This window comes from Paenibacillus sp. FSL K6-1230, from assembly GCF_038002385.1.
Lineage (GTDB): Bacteria > Bacillota > Bacilli > Paenibacillales > Paenibacillaceae > Paenibacillus > Paenibacillus massiliensis.
In genome coordinates this window covers 1,135,491-1,161,466 of sequence record NZ_JBBOCK010000001.1, presented here as the reverse complement: position 1 = coordinate 1,161,466, position 25,976 = coordinate 1,135,491, and the positions used below count along the sequence as shown (strand labels likewise).

Below are 25,976 nucleotides of genomic sequence, written 5' to 3'. Positions count from 1 at the left end.
AACCTTTGAAGAAATACTTTTCCCTCACATGTAAGTCCTCTAATGCATATCCCCTATCTGGTAGATCCTTTTCGTATATTTTAGTGAATATTCGTTTGATTTAGTGAATAATCGAAGAAAATTGCTAGTTTTTTTCGGGATGAACCCTAAAAAAGCGCCTTTCCACAGTCTGAAATCCTTGAATCATCTACCCACATCCTATAAAAGTACTGTTGACTCTCCTTGTGTAGTAGCATAAAATACAGGCAGATGAGTAATGAAACGTAAATCAGACATGCCACTAAACCAGTTTAGGTGCCGGAGGATGCATTATGAATATTAAGACGATTGCCAGTATAGCCGGCGTATCTGTTGCAACAGTATCGAAGATTATTAACAATTATCCCGATATCAGTGAGGAGACACGCCAGCGTGTGCTCAAGATCATGGAGGAGACCGGCTACCGTCCGTCGTCCTCGGCCAAGACGCTTGCTACGAAGAAGTCAAATCTCGTTGGTGTCGTGTTCGCAGGTAAGCTGAACGTGGATTTCAGCCATCCTTTTTTCGTAGAGGTCATTAATGCCTTCAAAAAGCAGATTGGTCTATTAGGCTACGACCTGCTCTTCTTCTCCAATGAGAAATTTCTGGATCGTGGTGAGGATTATCTTGCTCGCTCCAAGTATTTTCAGGTCGATGGGTGCATTATTATTGCCGGGGATGAAGTGGAACGCAGCGTATTTGATCTGGACGCCAGTCCCATTCCGTGTATCGGGGTAGATATTGAACTGACCGGGCCTAGCTCCTGCTATATCATGTCAGATAATCGGAAGATCTCCTCCAAGGTCGTGGAGCACTTCTATATGAATGGCTACCGGGATATGGGGTTCATCGGCATTGAGCGTCCTTCCTTGGTTATGCAGCAGCGCGAAGAGGCTTTTTATAGCTCGCTCAAGCAATTCAGCATAGACAGCCGGCCAGAATGGAAGGCATATAGCAAGGGTTATGCAGCAGAGGAGGGCTACGAGGCGGCCAAGCAGATGATTGCACAGGGACAGCTACCGCGAGCGGTCTTCGCCGTCACGGATTTACTAGCATTTGGTGCCATGCGGGCCTTCAAGGAAGCGGGCTTGCGTGTTCCAGAGGATATTGCCATCGTGGGCTGTGATGATATTGAGGCCTGTCGTTACACCGATCCACCACTTACCACTGTGAAGCAGGATACGGACAAAATCGGGCGCTTGGCCGCGATGGTCCTGTTCGATCTGATGAATAAGCAGATGGAAAATCAATGCATTAAGGTGGAGCCTGAGCTGGTTGTTCGGGAATCGTGCGGGGCTTTGGATATTGCGGGTGTGTAAGGGGGAATACACTCTCCATTAACGTGCAAACTATGCGAAGGTGAATTGTAGCCAATCGAGCTAGCTTAACTAGTTCAAAATCAGAACCACCCGTATAACGGGTGGTTTGCTCTGCGGCTGAAAGCCTTTGTTACTGGCCAGCCCTAAAAGGGCATTGAATGATTCGCCAACCGCACTACTTTTTCCGCTACCCCTAAAGGGGTTTTTTCTATCTCTTCTTTCGATTACCTTTGGTTTCTTCTCCTGTAAATGGATCGATGTATTCTTCCATTGTTATTTGTTCCGCGACGATATCTTCCTGCAATTGTTTGCGGATATATTCTTCTATCACTTTCTTGTTTCTTCCCACCGTGTCCACATAAAATCCTTTGCACCAAAATTTCCGATTCCCATACCGATACTTCAGATTGGCATGTCGATCAAAAATCATTAAGCTACTCTTTCCTTTTAAATATCCTATAAAAGCGGACACACTTAGTTTCGGTGGAATACTCACTAGCATGTGAATATGATCCTTACACGCCTCTGCTTCAATTATTTCTACGTTCTTTCTCTCGCATAATTGTCGCAATATTCTACCTATATCTTGCTTCAACTTTCCGTAAATGACCTGTCGTCTATACTTTGGGGCAAACACAATGTGGTACTTACAATTCCATTTTGTATGTGCTAAACTGTTCACATCAGATGACATCTGTATCCCTCCTATTGTGCGATAAATTCGGTTGGCGAACCAAATTTATTGTAACACCAGGAGGGATTTTTTTAATACATCGCTGAAAGCTCTCCCGAACCATACGCATAGCGTATGGTTTTCTTTTTACAACAATAAATAGCTTTACGGGCAAATCTCCCGTAAAGCTTATTTGTTATCTGCACAAGAATGATGTTCGCTGGATGAGTATGTCACTATTCCTGCATTAAACTCACGCATTAATCATGCGCAATATTCTTGGATTTTTTCCCCAGCAAGTCGCTTTCTATTTGCGGAACAGACCAAGGCGATGCAGAATGACTAGGATTCGATAAAACGTAAAGCTGCTTTTCATGGAAGAGTCAACGATGGGCTGTGCAGGCGTGTAGGAAACAGCAGCTTCCATAGCCTCCTTGGCCCAGGCCGGCGTCTCTAGCTGCTGTCTGCCCTCAAGCTCGCCGATGCGAGTCTCCAACTGCTTGATATGTGCTGCCTGCTCCAGAACAGATTGCTTCAGCACGTCACGACTGTGCTCCAGAGCTGCCATTTGCTGCTGCAACGCTTGCATTTGTTTCTTTTCCTCTTCGGTCATCGGTGTCTCCTCCTTCTGTCCATAGGCCTGACGAAGCTCCTGCTCGGTCCCACGATAGACGTTCAGATCTACGGCCCCCTGAATACCATTCACACGACCACTATCACTATATTGCCAAAAATCCCATTGCTTCCATGCCGGGGTATCAGCAGGAACTCTTGTCGTGCTGTAACGGGCAATCCACAGCGTATAGCTCCCAAGGGACGCATCAAACTGATTCGCAAAAGAATTACCTGTATAAATCATCGGCTTGCGTCCAGTCAACCGCTCCAGCTCGTTCAGGAAGCTCTTGGCAATAGCATTAATCTGGGCCTTGCTCAGATTCGCAGGATTATTCTCGTAATCCATGACTGGCGGAAAGGCAAAGGAGGAAGCCCCCCCTGCATCCTGCAAGGCTTTGGCAAAATTCTGTGCCTGCCCTACGGCTTCTTCGGTGCTGGTCGCATCCACAAAATGATAGGCACCATCCAGTACGCCTGCTGCTCTCGCACCTTTTACATTAGTGGTATAATTCGGGTCCCGGTAGGTGCTGCCCTGTGTTGCCTTAATGAAAGCGAATGATTTGCCAGCAGCTCTAACCTTGCGCCAATCGACGGTACCCTGGTAACGGGATACGTCGATCCCTTCTGCGGCGTTAGCTTTTTTATCCTGCATATCGTAACCTCCTTTTCTTGCTACGGTAGTCTTGTAATCATCTTGTGAGTGTCTGTCATTCGATCCAATCAAATGTGAGTGTAAAGTCGCTGCAAGCGGGGAGCCCTGTCGACCGCTGTTAAGCCTGTTGTTCTTTGATCTAATATGGGCAGTTGATGAACAACAAGCTTAAAGGCGGACACTTCGTTTCTCTAGGGCTCCCCCGCTTTTCGCTAATCTTCACGCTCTCCAGACCACTACACATGAAATAGATTAGGTCAAAAAAAGGACCCGGTGTGAGAAGTATGCTGAAATAGATCGACTGAACGATCCGTTACATAGATTGAACTAAATATGATATGGGCTCGGGCCCTTCAACTGCGGTGAATGCTTGAAATGTCGCCGCGATTATCTCCACATATCTCCAATATAAGTGACTTATAGCGGTGGATATCCAAAAACAAAGACGGCGGCTATCGTTTCTCCATTTTCACAAGCAGAGTTGATTGCTCCTCAACTTATGTACAACCTGGACTACTCACTCTCCCTATCGTGACTGTCTGATCCAATAAGGATCAGCTTCTAGGTTATCTTTGTATCCAATGCTAGTTTTAATACTTTCATTAGGAGCTTGCATTAGGTGCTCGTATTTGGTGCTTGCATCCTCTATCTATGTTCAGTCCTTCTTCTTGGCAAATTGATAGGCGCCTGTAGCGCTAAGCCCGATCACTGATATTTGCACCAGGTTCATGCGCAGCCATTCCGGCACGAGCACAAAGACAGCTGCAATGAGCAGCGCCGCTATATGGACCCAGCGGTCCGGCAGCGCGAAGCTTCGCGCCACCCCTACATAGGCCGCTACAAGAGCTGCGAGCGTCAGTATATCGTTGGATAGATTCTCCATAGGATCAGCCTCCCGTCACTGTAATGGCCGCCCAGACAGCTACGACAACGCCACCGCCAACCGCCGTGATAATCGCGCCATAGAATGTCCGTCTGAACCATTTTTGGTCTTCTTCCTGCCTGCTCAATATTTCTAGTGCAATATTGGCATTACGCAGCGCCTCATCAGCCGTATCCTTGACTGGCTCCAGCAGATCAATCCGCTGCTTGGCGTTATTTGCCACTTGGAGTGCCTCTTTAGCCGTCTCCTTTGCGATCTCCAATGTAGTGGCGAGCGTCGACAACGTCTTCAACGTTTCCTCAATACGAGCGAGCTGAACCCGAATTTCCGTTAACAAATCTGCTTCCGGTATGGCCTTCCCTCCTCGGTTATGCTCCATCCTGTCTCCCTCCTTGCCTGCTGTAATGGATGGACTTGGGCTTGTATCTATTGTGATTCACATATTAGCCTTGCACGCTGCTATATGTGGTCATTTCATGAGAGTTTCAATTGATCGTCGATTTATATTAAATGCTCTAGTACAAGATATGTTGTCCGATGAACCTCTGTATGGCTCATAGCCCTGATGTGGTGCAAAAAAAGCAAATACCCGGAAGAGCTCTTCCGGGTGATATTCGTATTTAGTGTATTAATTTCATAAAATTTCAAATCAACCCTTACCCGACTTAACACCCAATGTTACGACTTCCTTAAGATGCAGCCAGCTCTGGTCGTCGGACATAAATCTCCGCCTTGACCAAGCTTCGATTCTGATCATCCAGCGTATACGAGCCTAAAATTTCCCCAATGCTGCCCTCACCACGCTCATAACGCGTGATACACGCATTGGCACAGATCCGAATCATTGCCATGGACATAATAGCCATACTAACCACCTCCCTTTTATTTTGGTGTATATTGCTTGATTCTCGTAATCTCAATTTACGAAACGATCATCGTATTGAGGCCATTGTCATCCTTTGAGGAGCATCTCTGACAGTACAATCTCCAGATCCGACAAGCGCTCCTTGAGCAGATCTGTCTCGCTTACTAGGTGACCTGGTTGCTTTAACTCGGCAACTTCGTCCTCGGATAAGGCTTCTAGCCACAGTTCTGGCTGCTGGGGAGCACGGTATTCGGGCTGCTCGCTCTCTCCGTTCCATTGCTGGATAGCTTCTTGATAGGCTTGCTCTGCGATTTGAACAGCCTCTTGGTGAGCCTCCCAAGCCTTCAGATCGAAGCGTGGCTGGTACAGTCCATCCGGCGCGGGAATGCTTACCGTGTATCCAGCAAGCTGGGGCTCAGGCGTGTTACCCTCATCGTCAGGCAGTGGATCATCATAAAAAGGGACGACCCCGTTAAATGAGTCGTCCACTAGCTCAACTTCTGTCAAATTTCCTTCTGTGTTGACTTTGATTGCTAACTTCACCTATTTAGCCTCCTATTTAGCAAGAAATGAAAACGCAAGATTAAGGGCCGTTGTATATGTCCCATACACATTGACACGACCATCTGGCAGAATGTCTACCGTTGCAGGGACTCTGGTTGTACCATTACTTGTGAGACCTGCACGCTGAAGAGTTTGGCTCGGTCTGTAACCAGGAGGCAGTATAAAAACTGTACTATTGTCAGCACCTGACATAGCTATGATCTCAACCATTACTATGCCATCACTTCTTTTTAAGAAGCCTGATCTACTACCACTTCCATAGGCAACCCACCCATTTAGGAAGATCGGCACGATCCATGCTGGACTGTCATTCTCCGCTTTTTTGTTCTCCACGACACTAACTCGTGTTAACGTTTGTTGCATATCTTGCACAAGATCACTGAGCAGCGTTTTTTCGTTGTCCGACACACTTCCGACGAAAGGCACTGCAGGCGATGTATCACGCATTAGATAGGTAACGGAATAAGCAGCTTCTTGGTTGTATGTGTCGCCAGCAGTGATTTCTTGAGCTATAGATGCCTTAATCCATCCCGCATCCTCTCTACCGTTTTCATATACGTTTAGAACCTTTGAAGCTACGTTTTTGAAGCCTACTGCTGTCGCGGATGCAGCGGTATTACCAAGGTTCCATTTGCCGCCTGCGTCTTTAGCCGCTTGGGCGTTCTCACGCAGTACAATCCCTGTCCCTACCTCTACTTGATTGCTACCCTCATTCACTGCGAGTTGTCCCTCGCTCACGATAGGCTCAGTGGTAGGTGTAGCCAACTGATACACAAGCTCATAAGGCACTCTAAAGTCTGGCGCTACAGTTGTAGGCAGCGTATTGGTATAGTAGTCCGTGCCGCCAGACATCAAACTGCCCCATGCCTTTACACCGCCGTTAAATGGAGCCGTGGTGACCTGATCGCGCATACGCCAGCCCATGAAAAATGCTTTGATCTCGTCCGCTGTTAGGTCGTTGTAGTTGTCTCCCCATCCACTGTCCAAGTTGGATATACCTATTTGTACAAGGGTGCCGCCTGCGTTCCCCGACAGGTTATCAGCCCCTCCAGTTCTATTAAGTATTTTGCCATCATACTTTACTCCTGCTGGGTTCCACATCGTCGGATTATATGGCGCAGTCATGTTTGTGTACACGAGTTTGTAACCCGTAGGGCTGCTGCCAAGCGTCCAAGGCCAAGTTCCATCTAACAATACTCGATTCCAAATTTTATTTTTGTAATACTGCCCATCACGCTCATACACGCTATCAGCATTATCTCCCGTCAGTGGATCGGCGTATAGGTCTGTCTGCAGTGCAAGCATACTATCTTCGCGTGGGACAAAGGGTAAGACCTCGCTGCCAACGCTTAGAATAGGATTAACCATTGTATACGTACCTGCTGAATACACAAAAGTGTTTGGATTGTTTATGTCTGTGTAGGACACAAGATTTAGTAGTTGTAATCGAGCTGAAGAAATATCAGTTGGCGTAGTAAAGGTTACTGATCCGCCATCATCCGTTATAAACCGTTGGGGAGATGTGCCATTTATTAATGTCAGAGTACAAAATAACCTCCCTGACGTACACGACATCGTGTACGTAGTGTTGGGTAACAACTTTATGTCTACGTATACCGCCTCGTTGATTGTTTTTGAAGCATTTAAAACACCACTATATGGGGCTAAGACCTTTACCAGAGATGTAGATGATGAGGATGTCCACTCATAAAACGATGGGAGCAAGTTCTCCCCATACCGAATCACATAAGGATTTCGCACTGGTTTTACGCTATCTACATAAGGATATTTAGCTGCAATTTGTTCAGCACTCATATTTCCTAGAGCAGCATACTCATCTGCGCTAATCGCATAGACCCTTACTGCATCTGCATAACTGTACTGACCTGTTGCACCATTGACTGATATTTGCAAATTATTCGTACCTGATACATTGAATTGATTCGGAGGTACGAGTATGAATGTGGGTGTAAAAGTGCTCGCGGTAACTGTCTTTAAGCCATAATTACCTGTTCCATTCCAGAACGACATAGATACGTGCGTAGAATCACCTTTACGAAGATCTGCCACAATCAGGTGATGCTTCGTAAAATCAACAATACCGTTTAATGGCATGTACAAGGTCCCATTAGTACCAGTAATAGTAACTTTAGCACTACCTGTTCCTTGGGATTTCAAGGTTGTGTCAATTACGGCAGATGTCCCGGAAGTGGTAGACCATCCAGTTAGTGAATCCATACTCCCTCTACGCCCCAGCAAATTTACCAACGTCCGGCCTTTCAGGCCGGTAAGGTGAAACGGTACGGTCTTGTCCGATTCTATAATCTGAAGCCCCGGCTGGAGCGTAATTTCCTTACGCTGCTCTGTATCAAGGCGTTGCTGGAGCTCCTTCACCTCACGATCCACGGTATCGGCAAAAGCATCAATCTTCTCCCAGTTATCATTCATCATCGTCTTTACATTAAAATACTCATGTCCATCGAGGACGGGGTCTTTCATAAGCAAATCAAGCTTTGGCGTGTTCTCAGACAATGGTTACACCTCCTGCAAATTTGTGTAAAGGAATCTCCTGCATCTCCTTCAGCGGGATTACCTCATGAATCTCTCGAATGACCAGATAGCGGAACTCGAATTCAACATCGAGATGCGCGGGCTTGATCTCTTCGATCAGCGCCTTGAGGTCATCCAGATTGGGCGGAATGCCGACCGTATCGATGAACTTGATTGTGAATGACCATTCGCTCGGTTGAAAAGTTACGTCCACCGTGCCATTGTCATAGGCTTCGGCTACATTTTTGACGAATCTCCCGGTAAAGGTCCCCGATCCACGCAGCTTCGATTCCACGACAGCCCGCCGCTGCTCCAGCGGCTTCTGATGGTCCGTACCGATTCCAAGCTCCTGCTCCCAGCGTTCCAGTCCCCACGTCGCTGTTCGCACGAAGAATTGATCCAGTGTCTCATTCAGCGCCCGGGTCAACTGATCTAGCTCCTTGCCCTTGGCATCCATGTCTGCCCTGACGATTCGTGACGCTTCGTAATAGGCAGGTACAAAGGACAGCATCTCCAGCCCAGCTGGACTTGTGACCGGATATATATTACTTGACAAGCAATCTCCTCCTTTCCCTATATGACACTGCTGTCATATATTACTCAGCATCTTCTAGCTGCTGTATGCTTACCTATCGCGTGTGCGCTTCTATTTCGCTTACAGACTTTGCCTGGTTCATATTGCTCACTGTTTCTGATGGTGGCTTATAGTTGGCGCAGACATTATTCAAATACGTTCACAGTTCCCAGCACCGCGACCTGCCCCTCGAAAATCTCGATATTCGTGTCTGCTTCCCCGCCGGGGTCCGTAGCCTTGAATACCTGAAGCTCCTTGTAGTCTGTAATCATCGGAATATCAATTAGCACCGCCGAAATCCGGGTATAACGAACAAGAGAATCCTGCGAGGCAGGCGAGCCAAAGGAAATTCGCTTAAAGTATTCGCGTGCCCCTTGCTCGATCTGCTGCTTCACATCCTCCAGATTGGCACTGGAGGCCAATGTCAGCTTGGCGCTAATGTTAATGCGGACCTCCTGTGCAGGCTGCACCGTAATGACAGGTCCCGCGGGGGCAGTCCCTTCGCCCTGTCCATCCATCGTCGGGTCAATATATTCCTGAACAGCCTCTACAATCTCTGCATTGGCTGCTCGCTTGTCATTGTCCAGCAGATAGATCCCTACCGTACCCGGCCCCTGCCAAAGCGGCTTTACCCGTACACCGCCGACGCCTGGAATCTCACTTGCCCACTGCACATATTGCGCCTTGTTGCCGCTCGTCCCCGGATTGCGGACACGCAGCAGATAACGCTCCAGCAGCGATTCATCCGATTCCACATCAGCGCCGCCTGTAATCTCCTCGGGATTGGTCACGGCACTTACCCCGCTTACAGCCGTTGCCAAGACGGTCACGACGCCTGCGGGTACATTGCCATTTTTGCCAGCCACAACAGCCGTCACAGGAATCCGTGCTTCACCCGTGCTACCCAGTGTCACATCATTCGTAGTCGCATATTCGACCGACTGTTCACTGGATATCTCATCGGCTGGTGTCGCTACGACCGTTCCCTTGGGCACCACTGCCCCTGCTGTTCCTGTAAAACGCACCTGTCCTGCAGCAGCGACAGCCTGTCGGCGATTCACTCCATGCTCCGCTGTACGCAGATCCAGATAATCGCCATAGGTCGAGCTGGCGAAGCCACGTTCCAGCACCTGTTGCGCCCATACCGCAGCCTCTGCCAGCATAAAAGCGACTGGAGCCTGAGCGTCCCAAATAAAAGAGCCCTCGGATTTATCCAAATCCGAAGGCACCCGCTCCAGCATCCGCCGCATAATTTCATCCTCTGTCTGATCCTGCAAATACTCAGGCAAGGTTGCCATTAGATCACCACACTTTCTATCGTTTCGATCTCGTCTCTCACATTCCGAATGCGACAGCTGAATCTGCAGGCATCCTGCTCCCAGCTGAACTCGAACTGATCCACGCCAGCTGTACGCGCATCTGCGAGCAGCGTCTCACTGACCATTCGTCTGACTTCACTTTCCACTACAGCTCGGCTGTAGCTGTTACCCAGTAAATCCTCAAGCTCGCTGCCATAATCGCGAGAATAGATAATATGACGGTAACGCGGGGTTCGTACGGCCTTTTCACACCAGATGACCCACGCATCCTTCTCATCCGTCATCGCTACCTTTCCGGTCGGTGTTAGCACGAATTCGCCCTTTGCAAAATCAAAACGCCAGCTCCGGCCAAATACAGCTGTCTGGCTTGCCAACGTATCTAGCTCTGTTACATCTACATCCAAAATCTCTTCTGTCTCGGGAAATAGGTTAGCCACCTCCACTCACCACCCTGCATACGACCACGACATCATTGCCGCTATTCACCCGTACTGCCAGCACTCGGTCTCCGGGCTTCAGGCCTTTGTCCAACTGCAGATTGACCTCTTCAATCTCCGTCTCGTCAAAATAATAGGAGGTATTCATCGTCTTATCCTCCCAGTAAGGCTCCTGCACACGGGTCGATGTTCCCTTGAACATATGCCGTGGCATCGACAGCAGACCAGGCAGCTCGGCCACCAGATAATCTTGAATCTCATGCTTGAAGTCATCCAGCTTCAATCCAGTGGCTGTAATCGTCCCCAGGACTGCTCCCAGACCGTCCACTGCCTGCTTGGTGTGCTTGGAGAAGGAGGACTGGATGGCAGAAGCCAAGTGTACATAAGGGTCCTTAGTCAAGATAAAACCTCCTTTTTACATCTCCATAGGTGCCGAGTTCCAGCGACATACTGCCCGGATTGCCCAACTCACGGCTGACCGAAATGACGATCAGGCGCAAGCTACCTAGCATTACTGCATCCCCTGCACGAATGGTGTTGATATCTGGTGCCGTGACGGAGATGGTCTGTTGAATGCCTGCTAAGCGACTCTTGGCCAGCTCTTGCGCAGCCGCACCCGATTTGACCTCATCATCTTGAATGATCACTTGAAGCGTGCCGTATTTATCCGTATCTTTTGTCTGAATCGCAAGTATCTTGGAGGGTACCTCTTTTCCCGTCTCGCTAGCTGAGGTAGCAAGTACCTTTACTTTCGTAGCGGCTCCCTCAAGCGTTCGGGATTGGGTTGTGTCCGTTACTTGTTCTAGCAAATATACATCCTTATTGGTACCCAGCTCATACAGCTCCAGTCCCGAAGTGATCATTCGTGGATGATACAGCTTTCCCCCTGCCCTAGCGGTCTCACGTAAGTCAGCAAGCATCATGGCATAGATGGATTGCGTGCGATACACAGCCTTTCCAAGAGACTTTTCGGTATCTGGTATGGACGCCACTGGAATCTCCCAATCACTGGCGTATTTCCGAAAGCGCTTTGAGGCTGTCTGCTTGGCCGGGAATAAATATTCATCCTCCGATTTATCCAAATAGACCGTGCGGTCATACAAGGTCAGAGTCAAGCGCTTGGTCCCGCTATTCTGACTCTCTGCCTCCCAGATCACAGCTGGGTGCAACAACCGAACATAATCATGCTTGCCATAAGGAATGCCGCTAACCCGAATGGACATACCTGGATTGAATATGGGGAGCTCGGATGTATTCACCAATGTGACGGTTCCCTGATAGGCAATCTGCTCCAGTGAATCCCGAAGTGAGATAGACTCAACAAAAGGGGTTACATCGTATTGATTATCAATAATGACCTTGTAGCTCATGGCAGCACCAGCTTCTGCCCCGGCTTGATCAAATTCGGATTCTTGCCGATGGTTTTTTCATTTAATTTATAGATTCGAGTCCATTGCGAGCTATCCCCCAGCTCCAGCTTGGCAATTTTGGATAAGGAATCTCCTGATTTGACCGTGTAACTCTTCTTGGATACCTTCAAATCCGTGCGCGGCTTCTTATTATCTATGCTCTTGCTGCCTGTCGAGCTACCATTGCTGCCAAGCTTACGTGCAAGCTTCATATCCCGCCAGGTTCGTAGCGTAATATCAAAAGACACATCACCTGGCTCTGTACCCCGGAACGTAGATTGATGTGAAGATACAATTACAGGAACATTGACAGCAGTCTCTGTAATAATGAATTGTAGTGGCTGTGCGGACAGCAGGAAGGTATTGACTGTATTCATGGCCTCCTGCGGGTCCGGCAGCTCATCGACCTTACAATTACAAAAGGATTCATCATATTCCATAGGAAAAAAAGAAGAGAAGGAAATCTCCTTCACCTTCTCTCCTTGTGCAAAATCGTACTCCCCATGAGATAAAATATTTACCGTCTCAAAGCCTTTTTGCCTCGAAATACTCACTTCTTCAGGATTTACAGGAAATTTAAATTCATTTCCCGCGCCATCCTTTAATATAAAATCCATTGCCTGCCTCCTTCCTGACAAATTCCATGAAGCTGATCCTGTGCTCTGCCATGTGTAAGATATTTGTATAAATTAATTATGATAGCTATGGAAGAGCAGGCTTGCGATTTTGCTGTGCTTTACGCAATTCAGCATCCAGACGGGCAGCAACCTGGGACACAATCGATCCAATATCAATAGCATTCTCATGAACGTTCATTTGTACGGCTCCTGCCGGGAAGTTCACACTGACGTTATTGATCGTGTCTTTCTTGAAATTCTGGAGGTATCCTGAAATCTGACCCATTTGCTCGGGACTGATTTGTACAATCTGCGGGATCTGCTGGCCGTTCTTTGTCGCTGCGGAAAGTGCTGAAGCATTGTTTCGTACAGCTACTTTATCTTTTAGATTTTCCTTAATGGCTGGCCCTTTCTCTTGCCAGAAGCCACTGAATTTATCCGCTAATCCCTTTAAGCCGAACATATCTGCTAAAGGCATAAGTCCCTTTTTGAGCGCGTCAGTATTCATTAAACCCATTAACCCACCACTGCCTTGAGAAAAGCCCCCTCTGCTACCACTAAATTCATGGTTCGAAGGAGTTATCCCTGGGGAAGGCCCACTAGGTGTTTTCTTACCAAAGAAAGACCCGACAGCATTGCCAAACTTGCCTGCTTTTTCCGTAAACCAATCCTTGCCTTGTTTGAAGGTATCCTTGATGACAGGTAGCTTGTCATGAACAAATCCACCGATCTTCCCGCCGACAAAGTCACCTGCCATGCTGCCAACATACGCACCAACAGCCGTTCCTACTCCCGGTAGGATCGCTGATCCAATCGCGCCGCCGAGTGCCCCTCCAGCAATTCCGCCTACAGTGGAGCCAATAGCCTGCGCTCTTTCCTTTCCTGGCTTGGCTGTGACAATGCTGGCTGCATCCATTGCAATCCCCACTGCTCCACCAGCGAAGCCTGCCACTTTTCCAATTCCCTTCAGCGCTTTGCTGCTGCCCCCCATACGTTCAGCAAGTTCGCTTGTAGTATCCAGTAATGAGCCAAAATCCGGCACCCCCATGCCGCCGCCCATTCCCAACATACCGGAGGCCAAGCCCAACGCACCTGCTCCTCGGCCACGTCCTCTTCTGTTTCTTGAATTAGGCCCCCCCCCATTCGGGCTCGACCCTCTACTCACATCACGTCTAGTACGATCAGGAGCATTTCTTTCCCGCTCCCGTCGTGCAGACTCTGGGTTCTGGGCTCGCTCTCTCCTAGAATCAGCTCCTCCTGGTATCCTGCGGCCACCAGGGCTACCCGATGGCCCATTCCTGCGATTCCCACCGTTATTACCGCCTTTATTTCCTTTAGGTCCTTTACCGCCCTTGCCGCCCTTGCCGCCCTTGCCGCCTTTACCGCCTCTACCTCCACCCGTAAATTGACCAGGACCGCAATTGCAAATCAGTTGCTTGCGATCAATGCTGTTCTTCACTTGGTATACAGCTGATCTAATCTGAGAGAGTTGTTTGGTCAGGTTAGAATTTCCATTTTGATTGGGATTTGGACTATCAGTAGGAGGGGTACCGTTTTTTTCTTCTTTATTTTTTTTCCATCTATCCTTCAAACCGAAAAACGAGTTAGTCCATTCCCGTGCTTCCCCAGCCAATGCTACAGGACCAATTCCTGTATTATCGGTAAGCCATTTAACTTTACCTACCCAGCCATTATCCGTTTTAGCAGGTGAATCTCCTTTGGCTTGACCAGAAGGAGACATTATCAGCGCGGCTGTGTTTGCTTTTAATGCTCTTTCAAGTCCTTCAGTCCCAGTAAGCTTGACACTACCAAGCGATCCCATATTAATATTCAAATTAGCATCAAGGACAGCTGATTTCATTTGACTCAGCTTCCCCAACACCCCGTCAATTTGCTTCGAGGCATAATCCCTAATCATAATCTCAGGCACCATCCGAGTGCGGCCAATCTTCATGACCCGGCCCTGTATACGCTCAAAATAGCGCTCCATCGCTCTCAGCTCGCGGTTAGCCTTTACGACATTCTTAGGATCAATAACCAGCTTCATACGGTAATTCACCGCTTCATCCATCGTGTATGATCACCTCCCTGCCAGATTTGCTGCATTGATATCACGATCCAGTTCCTCTTCCGAAAAAGCCAGCAGCAGCAAGCGCTCGCCGCGAGGCAATCTCCAGAAATCTCCGGGGCGGAGGTGATGCCGGACCCATAAGTGATACAGCATCGTCGTCATTCCCCCGGAGCCGATTAGTTTTTTAGGTCGCTAATCTCCACGCCAAATCCGGACAGCTCAAGCACCTTGTCGCCGACGGCATCCAGCTCACCAGCCAGCAGCATGCGGCGTACAGCCTGTTCGCCACCCGACAGCTTGAGACGGCTCGTAATGCGTGGGTCGCCCCAGCCGCTCAGTGATAGTCCCTTGACTTCCAGCTTGGCTGTGGCTTCCGAGATCAGCAGAGCGTTGAAAATCTCCGTATCCACCTTCTCATCCACCTGGCCCTTGACCGTGCGGCGAACCGTGCAGCGCTCACGAATGCTATCCACCTTGCTGGAGGTCAGCCCGCGCAGCACCAGCTGCATATCCAGACGACGAATATGCACCGTCTCCTCAGGCAGCTTCTCCGTCGCCTCAAACAGGCTGTCCAAAATTTGTTCTTCCGTCATATTCTCGTATAGGCTCATGAATCTATCTCCTTTTCATCGTTCAGATATTAGAAATAGGTCTATCATCGTACTTTCACCGTAGACAGACCGCGTTAACTGGGTGTTTTTCTTGCGATAATCGAACTGCTCAGCTCTGCTGAAAACTAATAAATTCGATTCTCTTAAGAAAACCAAAGAATCCGGGAGCTACAGCTCACATAGCTGCTTCCCGGATTTCATATGTTAATTTTATTGGGCTATTTCCAGCTCAATTAGTTGGCAACGATCGGGTCCAGCAGCTCATAGCCTTCGAAGGTGAAGGTTGTCTCCTCCTGCACCTCTTCACCGGCCGTCCAGTTAGCTAGCTGGATTTTGTCCGGGGAGCAGCGGATGAGGCGCACACGCTCATGTCCGAACGCTTCGGGATCATCCAGCTTGGAAATGATATCGAACTTGCTGAAGCCACGCTGAATCATATCTGAAGTAACCTTGTAGCCGCTCATCGTGCCTGTACCTTTCTTGATGCCATTCTTGTGCACTTTCCAGTCGTTGCCGACCAGATTCAGCTCACGCTTCTCCATCTCCACGCTGGCTTCCAGCTTGTTAATATGCGTCTGCCATACCCCATCAATATACGCCTGACCATACGTTCCCAAAATTACTCTTGAAGCATCCAACATTGCATATTCCTCCTTGTGATTGGACCATCCTTGGATGGTGTAATTATGAATTTGAACTAGACACAGTCCTTTAAAGTAGATACAGTCTGTCAAATGAGACACAGCCCGCCAAATCAAGCTCTGCTGAGGGCTTTACTCAGCGGGCTGCATGTGTGAAGCTATGATGATTATGAAGACTCATTGTCATGCACCCGTACACTATTGTTCCATAGGATGATAGCCACTCCTACATATGCGCAACCTTCATGCTGCATGGGTTGTATGTAGCTGCATGTGATGCATCATGACGTACCTCATGTGCATTACAGCAGCATTACAGCATGCATACGTAAGCTATGGCATCTGTACTTCGCGGCTTATTGCACGTAGAATGTGCCGAATAGCTGCTCCATGACATCGGTCAGCTTGACGTTCCATTGCAGGAACACCTGATCCGCTTCTGGCGTAACGACTGGAGATGGCCCGTAGTAGGCCGGGTCCAGAATTACATCGTAGCCCGATGCTTCAATAACACTGCTGAGTGCCAGCTGTGCCAAATATTCCTTCACAGCACCGATCAGTGCCAGACGACCTTCCTCTGTGTTGTTGACCTTTCCGATATAGGTCTCCTCAGCTGCACGTTGCAGATCGGCATTGATCGCATCCATGACGCGGATGGAACGGATCTTCTTCCAAGCATTATTCTGACCAGCTGCTGGCGTGACAAGACTGTTAATCCCGCGCAGTGCCTTCACCTGACGCCCATCATGGAATAACAGGAATACCCCGTTGCGAACGGCCTGCTCCTGCTCTGGGCGAGTCCAACGGCGTGTCACATCCTCGAATGGTGTCACCGCATACGTCGTAGATTGGTTCAGACGTTGACCTGCGATCAGACCAGCCACATAAGCCGCTGTCTGTGCAGAGCTGTACTCCACTCCAGCCAGACGCACACCTGTGCCGACATTGATGATGCCCTCATGGTTCAGTGCGAGGGAACGTGCAGAAGCTGCCTGTACCGCATTAGCAGATACATCCTCAGCTGCGGAGCCACCGAATACCGCCACGACTCCTTTACCTTGGTTGCGCACACGCTTAACCCAAGCCGCGAAGCTTTGCAGCAGAGCCATATCAGCCGCATAATCCAAGGCAAGCACGTTGAAGTCCTCGCCTTCCAGTGCTTCCTGCATCGCAATATAATCGGCGTTGGTCAACTGGCTGTTGCCGCTGATGCCCCCGGTAAGACCAGCACCAGTAATATTCGCCAGATCCTCTGCTGCGGCAAGCGCCTTCGCGGTCACCCATTTGTTCTCGCTATCTTCATTAATAGCTGCAGCAATAGCCTCGACCGTAGCACTCTCCGCCGTGAACGTCTTCAGCAGCTTCGTGCCCTCAAAGAGCAGCACTTCTTTGACTGCATTATTGTCAATGGTGGGTTGTACCGTTACTGTGAAGCGATTGCCGCGTGAACCGGAATAAAGCGCCGTCAGTTCGAGTACATCCTCTGCATCATCATTCTTCAGCTTCACTGCAGCTTTCGCAGCGGTATCGTCTGCCAGTCGGTATGCGAGCAGCTTTCTCGGACCACCCAACAGAGCTAGATAAAGAGTGGAATACGCAGTAGCCCCATCCTCTGTGCCACCAGAGAACATCTGCTCAATAGCCGTCTCGCTGCCAATCTCCACAAATGTACCTACAGGACCCCAATTGGCCTTGACTGGTACAATGACGGTACCGCGCGAGCCGCCTTGAATTGCGGATGCTGCCGCCGCCTGAAAATTCATATACAATCCGGGCAATACCGGTTTATTCGTGTTCTCCCAAGTTCCGCCTGCCATATTACTCCACCTTCGCTTTCATAAATTTTGTAATTTTTGTGCCTGCTTCCTCCACGGATAGCAGTTGATCCTCAGTTCCATAACAAGCTCCTGCCAGCACCTCCGGCTTTACACCGAACAAGACCTCGGATTTGGCCTTCAGTTCATTCAATGTGTAGCGTGGGTCTGTGACCGACTGTGGGTCTAGCTTCTGTGTCTTCTTCTTGAACACCATATCAAGCACCTCATTTCAAATTCGGATGTACATATAGCCTGCGAATCAACGCCGCTTCCTCTGCTGGACGCATTCGCCGCTGGGCCAGCGTAAGGCTAATCTGTCCGTTCAGGAAAGAATCCGTCTGCCAATCTGCACGAATCTCCTGCGCGGACATATACCGCCGCGTGTCAGCATCCAGCGGAAGCTGCAAAGCCCCACTAATCGCTTCCATTAGGAGCGAAGCTGTAGCTTGTTCCAGGCGCTGATGGGATGCCCAGACATGACCCGTGAACGTTTTGCGGACTTCATACATGGACGCACTAGGGATTCGTGTCTCACTGCCCGTCATGCGCCACAGGATGGCACGGGAGCCAATAGCCTCAGGCCAGGCATCACCGTATACCCGCCATGTATCATCCAACTGCGATGCGGTCCAGTCCTTCAAAGCCGCTAGCCAAGCATCCTCCGTCGCTCCGACGTCTACGACTTCAGCCTCAGGCACATACAGAGCGAACCGCAAGGTCCGCACGATCCGCTCCCTCGTATCTGACACACTCTCAGCCCCGCGACTACCAGCATAGTGCAGCGTTACCGAGCTGCTGTCCGTATCGTCCAGAGGCTGTCTATGCAGACCTTCCATCAGGAGCTGTGCCCAGGCATCGCGTTCTGAAGCCTGGGTAGCGAGACTGTGTAGCTGGATGCATACAATTTGTCGATAGCCAGCCCACGCCGATTTCCATACCGCTTCCCCGAAGGACAGCTCCGCATAAGTATCCGGAGGCGGGTCAGGAACCGATTGCAGGTCGTACACCCGGCCTGCTAATTGGGGGATCAGTTCGATGATCCTCGCCTTCAAAGCTTCTCTCATGCAGCTATAGCCCTCCTTTCTCATTGCTAAATGTACAGAAATAAACACAAACTGTGAGTCACATCCCTGTCTCTATTGACCACTGGCACCACCAGCTTAAGCCATATCCTGACAGTCGATCATGATGGCGTGATGTTCACAGATATGGCTGCTGCTTCATCCATGACGCTGACATTTCAGATGACCTGCAGCTGTGAAAGAGCCACAGAAATAACATCATCGTCACTGTCACCAAGTGTGCCTTGACCTAGATGAAAGCAGTCCATAAAGAAACGGATACCAGCCTTGTGCAGGCGATATCCGTTTCTCTTGTCCTCATTCCCGATATTAACATCTTACAGCCTTTTTCCGGCTGTGATGACGTAGATAAGCATGATTATAGAAGAGAAAAAGACGAACTTATGTTCCTGTTTTATTTCGAATCAGATTTCCTCTTCATTCAGGGCCTAAAACCCTGATATTACGGGATAATCCACAACTCGGGTTAAGCTCATGTTCTCATTTTTTCAGAACAAAAAAAGAGGAGATTCCAGTAAAAGGAAACCCTCTTCAATAATCTTCTATACCGTACCTATTATAAAGTAGTTCTATATAGTAGCTTCCAAGCAATACTTATTACTGTCCTTCAATATCAATCTTCAACGTTAATCTTCTACATTAATCTTCTACATTAATCTTCTATATTAATCTTCTATATTAATCCTCTATGTTAATCTTCTAATTTTCTATACTATTAAGCTTCTATAATCTATATAGTACTCACAATCATCTTCTATATATTAATTCTTTGTATATTAATCTTTTGTAATTATCTTTTATATATTAATCTTGTATAAATTAATCTCTTGTACAATAAGTCCACGTAAAGACTCAACATAATAGCGCTCCTGAATATTAACTACTACATCCCAACTACATATTTCATCTTGTAAATGTCTTCTTGCATAAATCCAAGGGTGCTTGAATGCGGTCAACTCTTCTCTGATCTGAAGCCTATGCCAAAGCGAGCTGGAGTTGAATCTCCACTTCACTTACATCAAAGTTAACGTGAATTCGTCACACAAAAATAGGAACAAACGTTCTTGTTTGTGGTATAATACATCATATGCAGCTCTGCTTATTCTAAGCCTTTGAGACTGTTTTCTTGCGCAGCTGCTCCAGGCGAATCAGCCCCCTGTCAGCCAGGGCCAGTGCTAGCTTGTAGAAGGCACGTGTTCTGATTTTGCTATACGTATCCTTGCTCACTGGAGGATCGAATACGTGATTGTAGATTTTATAATCAAAGACATCATCCTGCTTCAGGTAACGCTCCTGGATCAACAGCCGTTCACGATCGCTCAGACGGGCGACCACCGTATCAATCATGCTGCAATAGGCTGCCCGCGCGGCGGCGGCGTGCACGTTGTGAATAGCAGTTGAAGCGGTAGCGTCCGAGGTTTTGTTCGTCGGACCATGCGGACGATCTGTATAGCTGGCTGTAACAGAGGTTTCTTTGTCCATGAAGGTTATGGTCTTATAGATCCTGTATTTCTCAAATAGTCCTTCAAGTGCAGCTTGTGTTGCACGTCGATCCAGCTCTGGCAGCATGTCATTCATCATTGCATTCGCTCCTTCTTTGCCTTTTGGCAATAGTATGTGTCCAATGGTCTTACTCATCCCGGCAGGAGTAGGATAAGCAGGTCGCATCAGGCTTCAATAGTTGTCAGCTTTTAATCTATCATCAGCTTTTGTTCACAATTTGTTCGTGTTTTTGTTCGCTTTGTAGGGATAATATACCACTTTATGATGTACTCACCAACTGTCATTTTTCGTGAAATTCGAGCACTAATCGACCTGTGGCTCTAATTTTCTATACCTTTTGGCATATATCTCTCATTATCTCTTTACCTTAAGGCAACATGGTTATATAGTAGATAGGTAACCATTACCAATCAAGAGTTGCATGGTTCAGGCCTCGTCATAATAACTATCTACTATATATACAGTCCTACGAATACGTCATGACACGACACAGGCTTGGATCAGAGCACAGGATGATTGGACAAAAAGGAGTGGCCGTACCGTGCAAGAGTCTCATTTCGGAACCTATTTACGACAACTGCGTGAACAGAAGAAAATCAGTATCAATCAATTGGCAGACGTTGCAGGCATAAGTAATTCCCAGATATCAAGGATTGAGAACGGTCTTCGCGGTGTACCTAAGCCCGCGACGATTCGTAAGATTGCGGATGCCCTTGCCGTACCCTATGAGGAACTGATGAGCAAGGCTGGTTATCTGGAGCAGGAGTTTTCCGTAACGGAACGTGTCGTCCCGGAATGGGCTACATCCAAGGACAAGCGTGATTTCAAAAAAATGCTGGAAGAGGATGGTGAGCTAATGTTCGATGGAATCCCCTTGGATGACGAGGACAAACAAAGAATCAAGGATGTATTGACAGGGCTGTTCTGGGAAGCCAAGCAGATGAATAAGCGCAAGCCTCCAGGCTCAGGGTAATATTTCAACCGATTCATGAAATGGACTTATGGACGAGCTTCAAGTTATTACATACTCGCATTTTACAGCATGACAGTTGTATGCGAAGCGCCTGTAAAATGCTCATCAACAAAATGGATGGCAGGTGAGTGCCCTTGAATGAACTGATTCGCAGACTGATCCACAAGCACCGCACCAATTGTCCCTTTGATATTGCTTCTGCTCTTGGCATTCATATCCGTTATTCGGATCTGGGCAAGACGACCAAAGGGCTGTATTTTCGGAAGCTGCGCCGCCGCTTCATTGTAATTCATAACGATCTCACCCCAGAATGGGAGCGTTATGTATGTGCTCACGAATTGGGCCATGACCGACTCCACAAGGGAATTAGTCGATTCTTTCTGGAAGAGCATTCTTATTTCCAGCCGGGAAAATGGGAGCGGCAGGCCAATCATTTTGCAATCCTACTGCTCAGTGAGGGGCATCCCCCTCTGCCAGACGAGCCTCTGAACACGTATATGTCCAGAATTGGTCTCCCCCAGGAGGTCTCCGTATTTTGGCCACCCTCTACGGGCCTGGACTCTCCTGATATCAACAAATAATCAGTTTGTTAGATTGATGGCATATATTTTTACGTAGTTTTTACGTTTTTCTACGTTTTTTTTGATAGAATCATATTGGGCTGATAGAACTACTACATAATATGTCCTTGGAGGCCTTGGCCCAAGAGGACGCGGAGCGCATCCCATGCTGCTTACCTGCGGTTACAGAATCCTGCGATTCCTACAGATTCAGCGGATTCTATAATCTATACAAAAACATATTAGGAGGTTATATCTACATGAAGCAATGGAGAAGGCTCTCTGCCGTGCTATTGTCTGCTACTATGCTCTTCGGAACTGCAGGAATGGCTATGGCTGATACTGCAGCCGATACCGCTGTGCCTGAAGGCAGCAAGCACATCACACTGCTGCATACGAATGATGTTCACTCTCATGTCGTAGCAAACGATCCCGAGATGGGGTATGCCAAGCTGGCGGGTATCATCGACAAGTATCGCGGGGAGAACCCGAACACACTGCTGCTGGATATCGGTGATGCAGTGCATGGTACAACCTTTGCAACGCTGGTGAATGGCGAGAGCATTCCAACCGTAATGAACAAAATGGGCTATGATGCGATGGTTCCTGGTAACCATGAATTCAACTATGGTTCCACTCAACTCGTAAAGCTGGCCGGTCTGATGAATTTCCCTATGCTCAGTGCAAACGTAAAGAAAACAGACGGAACCCGCCTGTTCGAGCCTTATACCATTAAAGAAGTAGACGGCGTCAAAGTCGGGCTTATCGCACTGACTACGCCTGAAACGGCTTATAAGACCAACCCTAAGAACGTAGAAGGCATTGAATTCACTGATCCTTCTGCTGAGGCTAAAGCGATCGTGGACGAAATTCGTGACGACGTAGACGTAATTGTCGTAATGGGACATCTGGGTCAGGATGCTTCTAGCACGGATACTAGCTTCAAGGTGATCAAAGAAGTTCCAGGTATTGATATCTTTATTGATGGCCATAGCCACACCGTGCTGGAGAACGGCCTGGTCAGCGATAACGGTACGCTGCTTACCAGCGCCGGGGAATATTCCAAATACCTGGGAGTCGTTGATTTCTGGGTCAATGAAGGCGAAGTGGTTAGCAAGAAGGCTCAATTGATCGATCAGACCAAAGCGGCTGATATTGCTCCAAATACAGAGGTTGCTGCGCTCATTGATTCCATTCGTAAAGAGCAAGAGCCTATTCTGGCACAGCAGGTCGCTACGACTACTGTAGAGCTGGACGGCGTGCGTGAGCATGTTCGTGCAGGCGAGACCAATCTTGGTGATCTCATCGCCGATGCACTCAAGGACGTGAGTGGCGCTGATGTAGCTTTGACAAATGGTGGCGGCATCCGTGCTTCCATTAAGGCCGGCAACGTAAACAAAGGAGACATCATTACGGTGCTTCCATTCGGTAACCAAGTGGTAACTCTTGAGGTTACTGGTGCTGACCTGAAAGCTGCTCTGGAGAACGGTGTTGCTTCCTACCCGGAACCAAGCGGCGGCTTCCCGCAAGTATCTGGCATGACCTTCAAGATTGATACTTCCGCAGCAGCGGGTAATCGGGTCGTTGACCTTTTGGTAGGCGGTGAAGCCTATGACCCTGCTGCCACGTATACGCTGGCTACGAATGACTTTACTGCAGCTGGCGGAGACCAATACAGCATGTTCACGAAATATCCGCAAGCTGGTATGTATGGCTCGCTGGATGAGGCTTTGATCCGGTACATGCAACAGCCAGGAACCATTGCAGCTGAAGCAGATGGTCGAATCTCTGCAGTAGGTGCTTCTACGACCGTACCTAGCCCAGAACCGACGCCAGAGCCTGCTGCTCCTGCACCAGCTCCAACTCCAGCTCCACAGCCAACACCAGAGCCTGTAGCCACTCCTAAGCCACAGCCTGCGAAGCCATCTGCTCCGCAGACAACGGATAAGGAGATCTATATCGTTAAATCCGGAGACACATTGACGTCGATCTCCAAGAAGTACGGAACAACTTGGCGGAATCTGCAAAAGCTGAACAAACTGAGTAATCCGAATCTGATCTATCCAGGTCAAAAAATTATTCTGCCAGCATCCTAATGGCATGATGACAAGTACAGTTCAGTAATGCTAGTCTGACGGACCAGCATCCGCAAGGAACTTATGCATCAAATTCCAGCAAGAAGCAAGGACCTCAGCTTCCACATGATCGTGGAGCTGAGGTCCTTTGCTATGTAAAAAAATATCCAGCTAACGTATTGACTCTGTGATACCTGAGGATAGATACTTAATAAATCAAGCTGCTGCCAGAAATGCAGCATATTATTATGATTCTTTTGCAAAAGGAGCTTGGCCCATGCAATACGTAATCTACGATCTGGAGTTTACCGTCAGCCGCCATACGAATTATTCTTCTGAAATCATAGACATTGGCGCAGTGAAGTGCACACAGGAAGGCGACAGGCTTGTCATCTCGGACCGCTTCCATACCTTCGTACGTCCTACGAATCGTCCCGTATTATCTGCAGACACCATTCGCTTCACTGGCATTGGTCAGAAGCAGATTGATGCCGCGCCCTTATTTGGTGAAGCCGCCAGCCAGTTCGCAGCGTGGCTGGGGGAACCAGGCAGCTATTATTTGTGTGCTTGGGGACCAGATGATCGGATGAAGCTTATTTCTCACTGTCGCACGCATAGAACAGACCTGTCCTGGATTTGCAATACCAACGATATCCAGAAACAGATCTCGGCTGTGCTAGGGGAACCAGGGAAGTACCGTCAGCTAAGCCTCGGCCAGGCGCTGGAAAGCTGCGGAATTGTCTTCGACGGGCGTCAGCATAGTGCACTGGATGATGCCGTGAATACAGCCGAGCTATTCATTCGTTACTTCGATCAATTGAATCTCGTGACGAATAATGCGGCTAATGAGGAGTCGATCAGTTCAAAAGTCGTGTATTCCAGCAGCGATGACGAGGATGAGGGCTACAATCCATTCGGTAATCTTGCCAATCTGTTTCGCGATAAGACCTGAACACACAGGCTGATTAGCAATATGGTCAGCCTATTTCCAGTAGAGGACGAACATTCTCTCCCGTGCTGCAATTATGCTTTCGTTGAAGCTCTGTTTTAATAATCGCTTCCTTCTGCCTTCTGCTCGGCATAGATGGTTCCCCACATATTCAGCATTTCTCTTAACCGTTGTCTATAGTGGATGGGCTCAAGAATTTCAGCTCCAGGTCCAAACTTGTACAGCCATTGTAAAAAATCGCTATCCCGATTCACTGTAACCTCAAATAATAGACTTCCATCAGGTAGATCCTTCAGAATTGGCTTAACGAATAGCTCCTCCGCTTTGATGGTCTGCGCCAGTTCACGATCAAATTTAATGATAAATCGAGTATGATCCTGACCTTTGCGTACAGACCATGTATGACGAAAAAAGTGCTCTACATCATAGCTTTCCTTGCGGAACGTACGAGAGAGTATTCGGACACTGCGGAATCGGCTGATCCGAAATGTCCGTACCTTGGATTGAGAATGACAATAACCTAACATGAAGAACCTTCGTTCCTGAGGAATGAGACAATAGGGATCAATTCGTTGTAGTCCCTCATCAACTCCTTGGCCAGGATAATAATCTACTTCTATCGTTTGCTGGGTCAGGCTGGCTAATATAATAGGCATAAGAGAATAAGGCTGATCTTCTCGGCTAGAAGGCTGACCTAAGCGAATTATGTTAGTAAGCTGCTGTGCAACATTGGCCTGCTCTACTTTCTTCTTCTGGGCTGATGCCATTACCTTCTCATAGGCGCTTTCGAATCCATCCGGCAGCATAGGCTTCACCCGATCCATCACCATAGATAGCATGGAAAAAGCAGCTGCCTCTTGTTCCGTCCAATTCAGCGGGTATAAGGCAAAATTGCTAATGAATATGTATCCTTTACCATGCCCCATATTGGTGATGGGGATATGCATAGCACTGAGCGCTTCCATATCCCGATAGATCGTCCGCTCCGATGTCTCACAGCGCTCTGCGAGTTCTCTTGCCAAAATGCCAGGGTTCGCCTGTACAATGGTAATGATGCGCATGAGCCGAATCAATCGATCAGTCAAGGACTTTCCTCCTCTTTAACATAGTAAATTAGACTCGCCCAACATTTTCATAAATGACATACATTTTTCATTTTAATGCAGGTTAACTATGGTTTTTGTGACTATTTAGAGCTT

28 protein-coding genes are annotated in these 25,976 nt (G+C 48.3%); 6 read left to right on the top strand and 22 right to left on the bottom strand.

The window, feature by feature from the left end; translation table 11 throughout:
• Positions 1-311: 311 nt before the first annotated feature.
• A complete protein-coding gene (locus MKX74_RS05045) occupies positions 312-1,337 on the top strand; it encodes a LacI family DNA-binding transcriptional regulator (RefSeq protein WP_018885083.1) in 1,026 nt (341 codons plus the stop codon).
• A 208-nt stretch (positions 1,338-1,545) separates the two neighbouring features.
• Here the strand turns inward: MKX74_RS05045 and tnpA are convergent, their stop codons facing one another.
• The 20 genes from tnpA to MKX74_RS04945 form a co-directional block, all read right to left on the bottom strand.
• Positions 1,546-2,031 carry an IS200/IS605 family transposase gene (gene tnpA / locus MKX74_RS05040; RefSeq protein WP_341177416.1) on the bottom strand — a complete coding sequence of 162 codons (486 nt, stop codon included), beginning with the start codon at positions 2,029-2,031 and terminating at the stop codon, positions 1,546-1,548.
• A 286-nt stretch (positions 2,032-2,317) separates the two neighbouring features.
• Positions 2,318-3,277 carry a glycoside hydrolase family 25 protein gene (locus tag MKX74_RS05035; RefSeq protein WP_341177700.1) on the bottom strand — a complete coding sequence of 320 codons (960 nt, stop codon included), beginning with the start codon at positions 3,275-3,277 and terminating at the stop codon, positions 2,318-2,320.
• A gap of 655 nt (positions 3,278-3,932) precedes the next feature.
• Entirely contained in the window at positions 3,933-4,160 is a 228-nt protein-coding gene (locus tag MKX74_RS05030) for a hypothetical protein (protein WP_341177699.1), read from the bottom strand.
• Between the two features lie 4 nt (positions 4,161-4,164).
• Complete coding sequence (locus tag MKX74_RS05025; RefSeq protein ID WP_025679084.1) at positions 4,165-4,539, bottom strand: hypothetical protein; 375 nt, start codon at positions 4,537-4,539, stop codon at positions 4,165-4,167.
• 310 nt (positions 4,540-4,849) lie between these two features.
• Positions 4,850-5,026, bottom strand: coding sequence for a hypothetical protein (locus tag MKX74_RS05020; RefSeq protein WP_341177698.1), 177 nt, complete (start codon positions 5,024-5,026; stop codon positions 4,850-4,852).
• Between the two features lie 86 nt (positions 5,027-5,112).
• The gene (locus MKX74_RS05015) at positions 5,113-5,568 is read right to left on the bottom strand and encodes a hypothetical protein (protein ID WP_341177697.1); all 456 of its coding nucleotides are present in this window, start codon (positions 5,566-5,568) and stop codon (positions 5,113-5,115) included.
• A gap of 12 nt (positions 5,569-5,580) precedes the next feature.
• On the bottom strand, positions 5,581-8,121 hold the full coding sequence (locus MKX74_RS05010) for a hypothetical protein (protein WP_341177696.1): 2,541 nt from the start codon (positions 8,119-8,121) through the stop codon (positions 5,581-5,583).
• Positions 8,114-8,650 carry a YmfQ family protein gene (locus MKX74_RS05005; protein ID WP_341180515.1) on the bottom strand — a complete coding sequence of 179 codons (537 nt, stop codon included), beginning with the start codon at positions 8,648-8,650 and terminating at the stop codon, positions 8,114-8,116. Before MKX74_RS05005 ends, MKX74_RS05010 begins: the two co-directional genes overlap by 8 nt.
• Before the next feature lie 209 nt (positions 8,651-8,859).
• Positions 8,860-10,011 carry a baseplate J/gp47 family protein gene (locus MKX74_RS05000; RefSeq protein ID WP_341177695.1) on the bottom strand — a complete coding sequence of 384 codons (1,152 nt, stop codon included), beginning with the start codon at positions 10,009-10,011 and terminating at the stop codon, positions 8,860-8,862.
• Entirely contained in the window at positions 10,011-10,469 is a 459-nt protein-coding gene (locus MKX74_RS04995; RefSeq protein WP_028591117.1) for a DUF2634 domain-containing protein, read from the bottom strand. Before MKX74_RS04995 ends, MKX74_RS05000 begins: the two co-directional genes overlap by 1 nt.
• A complete protein-coding gene (locus tag MKX74_RS04990) occupies positions 10,462-10,869 on the bottom strand; it encodes a hypothetical protein (protein ID WP_133568530.1) in 408 nt (135 codons plus the stop codon). The genes MKX74_RS04995 and MKX74_RS04990 overlap by 8 nt, the downstream gene beginning before the upstream one ends.
• Positions 10,862-11,839, bottom strand: coding sequence for an XkdQ/YqbQ family protein (locus MKX74_RS04985; protein WP_341177694.1), 978 nt, complete (start codon positions 11,837-11,839; stop codon positions 10,862-10,864). The genes MKX74_RS04990 and MKX74_RS04985 overlap by 8 nt, the downstream gene beginning before the upstream one ends.
• Entirely contained in the window at positions 11,836-12,495 is a 660-nt protein-coding gene (locus tag MKX74_RS04980; protein ID WP_341177693.1) for a LysM peptidoglycan-binding domain-containing protein, read from the bottom strand. The genes MKX74_RS04985 and MKX74_RS04980 overlap by 4 nt, the downstream gene beginning before the upstream one ends.
• 85 nt (positions 12,496-12,580) lie before the next feature.
• A complete protein-coding gene (locus tag MKX74_RS04975; RefSeq protein ID WP_341177692.1) occupies positions 12,581-14,566 on the bottom strand; it encodes a hypothetical protein in 1,986 nt (661 codons plus the stop codon).
• Positions 14,567-14,575: 9 nt separating this feature from the next.
• Positions 14,576-14,719 (bottom strand): hypothetical protein, encoded by a 144-nt coding sequence (locus tag MKX74_RS04970; RefSeq protein WP_169445798.1) that lies wholly within the window; start codon positions 14,717-14,719, stop codon positions 14,576-14,578.
• A gap of 23 nt (positions 14,720-14,742) precedes the next feature.
• Positions 14,743-15,177, bottom strand: coding sequence for a phage tail assembly chaperone (locus tag MKX74_RS04965; protein ID WP_025676572.1), 435 nt, complete (start codon positions 15,175-15,177; stop codon positions 14,743-14,745).
• 233 nt (positions 15,178-15,410) lie between these two features.
• Complete coding sequence (locus tag MKX74_RS04960) at positions 15,411-15,818, bottom strand: phage tail tube protein (protein ID WP_018885097.1); 408 nt, start codon at positions 15,816-15,818, stop codon at positions 15,411-15,413.
• 356 nt (positions 15,819-16,174) lie between these two features.
• Positions 16,175-17,635 carry a phage tail sheath family protein gene (locus tag MKX74_RS04955; protein WP_341177691.1) on the bottom strand — a complete coding sequence of 487 codons (1,461 nt, stop codon included), beginning with the start codon at positions 17,633-17,635 and terminating at the stop codon, positions 16,175-16,177.
• A 1-nt stretch (position 17,636) separates the two neighbouring features.
• Positions 17,637-17,849: a hypothetical protein gene (locus MKX74_RS04950; protein ID WP_025676575.1), complete on the bottom strand. Its 213-nt coding sequence runs from the start codon at positions 17,847-17,849 to the stop codon at positions 17,637-17,639.
• Between the two features lie 10 nt (positions 17,850-17,859).
• Positions 17,860-18,699 carry a hypothetical protein gene (locus MKX74_RS04945; protein WP_341177690.1) on the bottom strand — a complete coding sequence of 280 codons (840 nt, stop codon included), beginning with the start codon at positions 18,697-18,699 and terminating at the stop codon, positions 17,860-17,862.
• Positions 18,700-18,950: 251 nt separating this feature from the next.
• On the opposite strand from MKX74_RS04945, the gene MKX74_RS04940 reads away from it, so the two are divergent.
• Positions 18,951-19,157, top strand: coding sequence for a hypothetical protein (locus MKX74_RS04940; RefSeq protein WP_341177689.1), 207 nt, complete (start codon positions 18,951-18,953; stop codon positions 19,155-19,157).
• Positions 19,158-19,821: 664 nt separating this feature from the next.
• On the opposite strand, the gene MKX74_RS04935 is transcribed toward MKX74_RS04940, so the two are convergent.
• Positions 19,822-20,295 carry an ArpU family phage packaging/lysis transcriptional regulator gene (locus MKX74_RS04935; RefSeq protein ID WP_341180514.1) on the bottom strand — a complete coding sequence of 158 codons (474 nt, stop codon included), beginning with the start codon at positions 20,293-20,295 and terminating at the stop codon, positions 19,822-19,824.
• A gap of 466 nt (positions 20,296-20,761) precedes the next feature.
• On the opposite strand from MKX74_RS04935, the gene MKX74_RS04930 reads away from it, so the two are divergent.
• From MKX74_RS04930 to MKX74_RS04915, 4 genes are all read left to right on the top strand, one after another.
• Positions 20,762-21,193, top strand: a complete 432-nt coding sequence (locus MKX74_RS04930) for a helix-turn-helix domain-containing protein (protein ID WP_341177688.1) — start codon at positions 20,762-20,764, stop codon at positions 21,191-21,193.
• Positions 21,194-21,327: 134 nt separating this feature from the next.
• Positions 21,328-21,774 (top strand): ImmA/IrrE family metallo-endopeptidase, encoded by a 447-nt coding sequence (locus MKX74_RS04925; RefSeq protein WP_018885103.1) that lies wholly within the window; start codon positions 21,328-21,330, stop codon positions 21,772-21,774.
• 239 nt (positions 21,775-22,013) lie between these two features.
• A complete protein-coding gene (locus MKX74_RS04920) occupies positions 22,014-23,849 on the top strand; it encodes a 5'-nucleotidase C-terminal domain-containing protein (RefSeq protein ID WP_341177687.1) in 1,836 nt (611 codons plus the stop codon).
• Positions 23,850-24,105: 256 nt separating this feature from the next.
• Positions 24,106-24,780 carry a 3'-5' exonuclease gene (locus MKX74_RS04915; RefSeq protein ID WP_018885105.1) on the top strand — a complete coding sequence of 225 codons (675 nt, stop codon included), beginning with the start codon at positions 24,106-24,108 and terminating at the stop codon, positions 24,778-24,780.
• Positions 24,781-24,875: 95 nt separating this feature from the next.
• Here the strand turns inward: MKX74_RS04915 and MKX74_RS04910 are convergent, their stop codons facing one another.
• Positions 24,876-25,862: a helix-turn-helix transcriptional regulator gene (locus MKX74_RS04910; RefSeq protein ID WP_018885106.1), complete on the bottom strand. Its 987-nt coding sequence runs from the start codon at positions 25,860-25,862 to the stop codon at positions 24,876-24,878.
• Between the last annotated feature and the right edge of the window lie 114 nt (positions 25,863-25,976).

What these genes read in the sequence shown, in the direction of transcription:
- MKX74_RS05045 (WP_018885083.1), top strand. Translation starts at nt 312, where the DNA reads ATGAATATTAAGACGATTGCCAGTATAGCCGGCGTATCTGTTGCAACA.
- tnpA (WP_341177416.1), bottom strand. Translation starts at nt 2,031, where the DNA reads ATGTCATCTGATGTGAACAGTTTAGCACATACAAAATGGAATTGTAAG.
- MKX74_RS05035 (WP_341177700.1), bottom strand. Translation starts at nt 3,277, where the DNA reads ATGCAGGATAAAAAAGCTAACGCCGCAGAAGGGATCGACGTATCCCGT.
- MKX74_RS05030 (WP_341177699.1), bottom strand. Translation starts at nt 4,160, where the DNA reads ATGGAGAATCTATCCAACGATATACTGACGCTCGCAGCTCTTGTAGCG.
- MKX74_RS05025 (WP_025679084.1), bottom strand. Translation starts at nt 4,539, where the DNA reads ATGGAGCATAACCGAGGAGGGAAGGCCATACCGGAAGCAGATTTGTTA.
- MKX74_RS05020 (WP_341177698.1), bottom strand. Translation starts at nt 5,026, where the DNA reads ATGGCTATTATGTCCATGGCAATGATTCGGATCTGTGCCAATGCGTGT.
- MKX74_RS05005 (WP_341180515.1), bottom strand. Translation starts at nt 8,650, where the DNA reads ATGCTGTCCTTTGTACCTGCCTATTACGAAGCGTCACGAATCGTCAGG.
- MKX74_RS05000 (WP_341177695.1), bottom strand. Translation starts at nt 10,011, where the DNA reads ATGGCAACCTTGCCTGAGTATTTGCAGGATCAGACAGAGGATGAAATT.
- MKX74_RS04985 (WP_341177694.1), bottom strand. Translation starts at nt 11,839, where the DNA reads ATGAGCTACAAGGTCATTATTGATAATCAATACGATGTAACCCCTTTT.
- MKX74_RS04980 (WP_341177693.1), bottom strand. Translation starts at nt 12,495, where the DNA reads ATGGATTTTATATTAAAGGATGGCGCGGGAAATGAATTTAAATTTCCT.
- MKX74_RS04975 (WP_341177692.1), bottom strand. Translation starts at nt 14,566, where the DNA reads ATGGATGAAGCGGTGAATTACCGTATGAAGCTGGTTATTGATCCTAAG.
- MKX74_RS04970 (WP_169445798.1), bottom strand. Translation starts at nt 14,719, where the DNA reads ATGCTGTATCACTTATGGGTCCGGCATCACCTCCGCCCCGGAGATTTC.
- MKX74_RS04965 (WP_025676572.1), bottom strand. Translation starts at nt 15,177, where the DNA reads ATGAGCCTATACGAGAATATGACGGAAGAACAAATTTTGGACAGCCTG.
- MKX74_RS04960 (WP_018885097.1), bottom strand. Translation starts at nt 15,818, where the DNA reads ATGTTGGATGCTTCAAGAGTAATTTTGGGAACGTATGGTCAGGCGTAT.
- MKX74_RS04955 (WP_341177691.1), bottom strand. Translation starts at nt 17,635, where the DNA reads ATGGCAGGCGGAACTTGGGAGAACACGAATAAACCGGTATTGCCCGGA.
- MKX74_RS04950 (WP_025676575.1), bottom strand. Translation starts at nt 17,849, where the DNA reads ATGGTGTTCAAGAAGAAGACACAGAAGCTAGACCCACAGTCGGTCACA.
- MKX74_RS04945 (WP_341177690.1), bottom strand. Translation starts at nt 18,699, where the DNA reads ATGAGAGAAGCTTTGAAGGCGAGGATCATCGAACTGATCCCCCAATTA.
- MKX74_RS04940 (WP_341177689.1), top strand. Translation starts at nt 18,951, where the DNA reads ATGAAAGCAGTCCATAAAGAAACGGATACCAGCCTTGTGCAGGCGATA.
- MKX74_RS04935 (WP_341180514.1), bottom strand. Translation starts at nt 20,295, where the DNA reads ATGAATGACATGCTGCCAGAGCTGGATCGACGTGCAACACAAGCTGCA.
- MKX74_RS04920 (WP_341177687.1), top strand. Translation starts at nt 22,014, where the DNA reads ATGAAGCAATGGAGAAGGCTCTCTGCCGTGCTATTGTCTGCTACTATG.
- MKX74_RS04915 (WP_018885105.1), top strand. Translation starts at nt 24,106, where the DNA reads ATGCAATACGTAATCTACGATCTGGAGTTTACCGTCAGCCGCCATACG.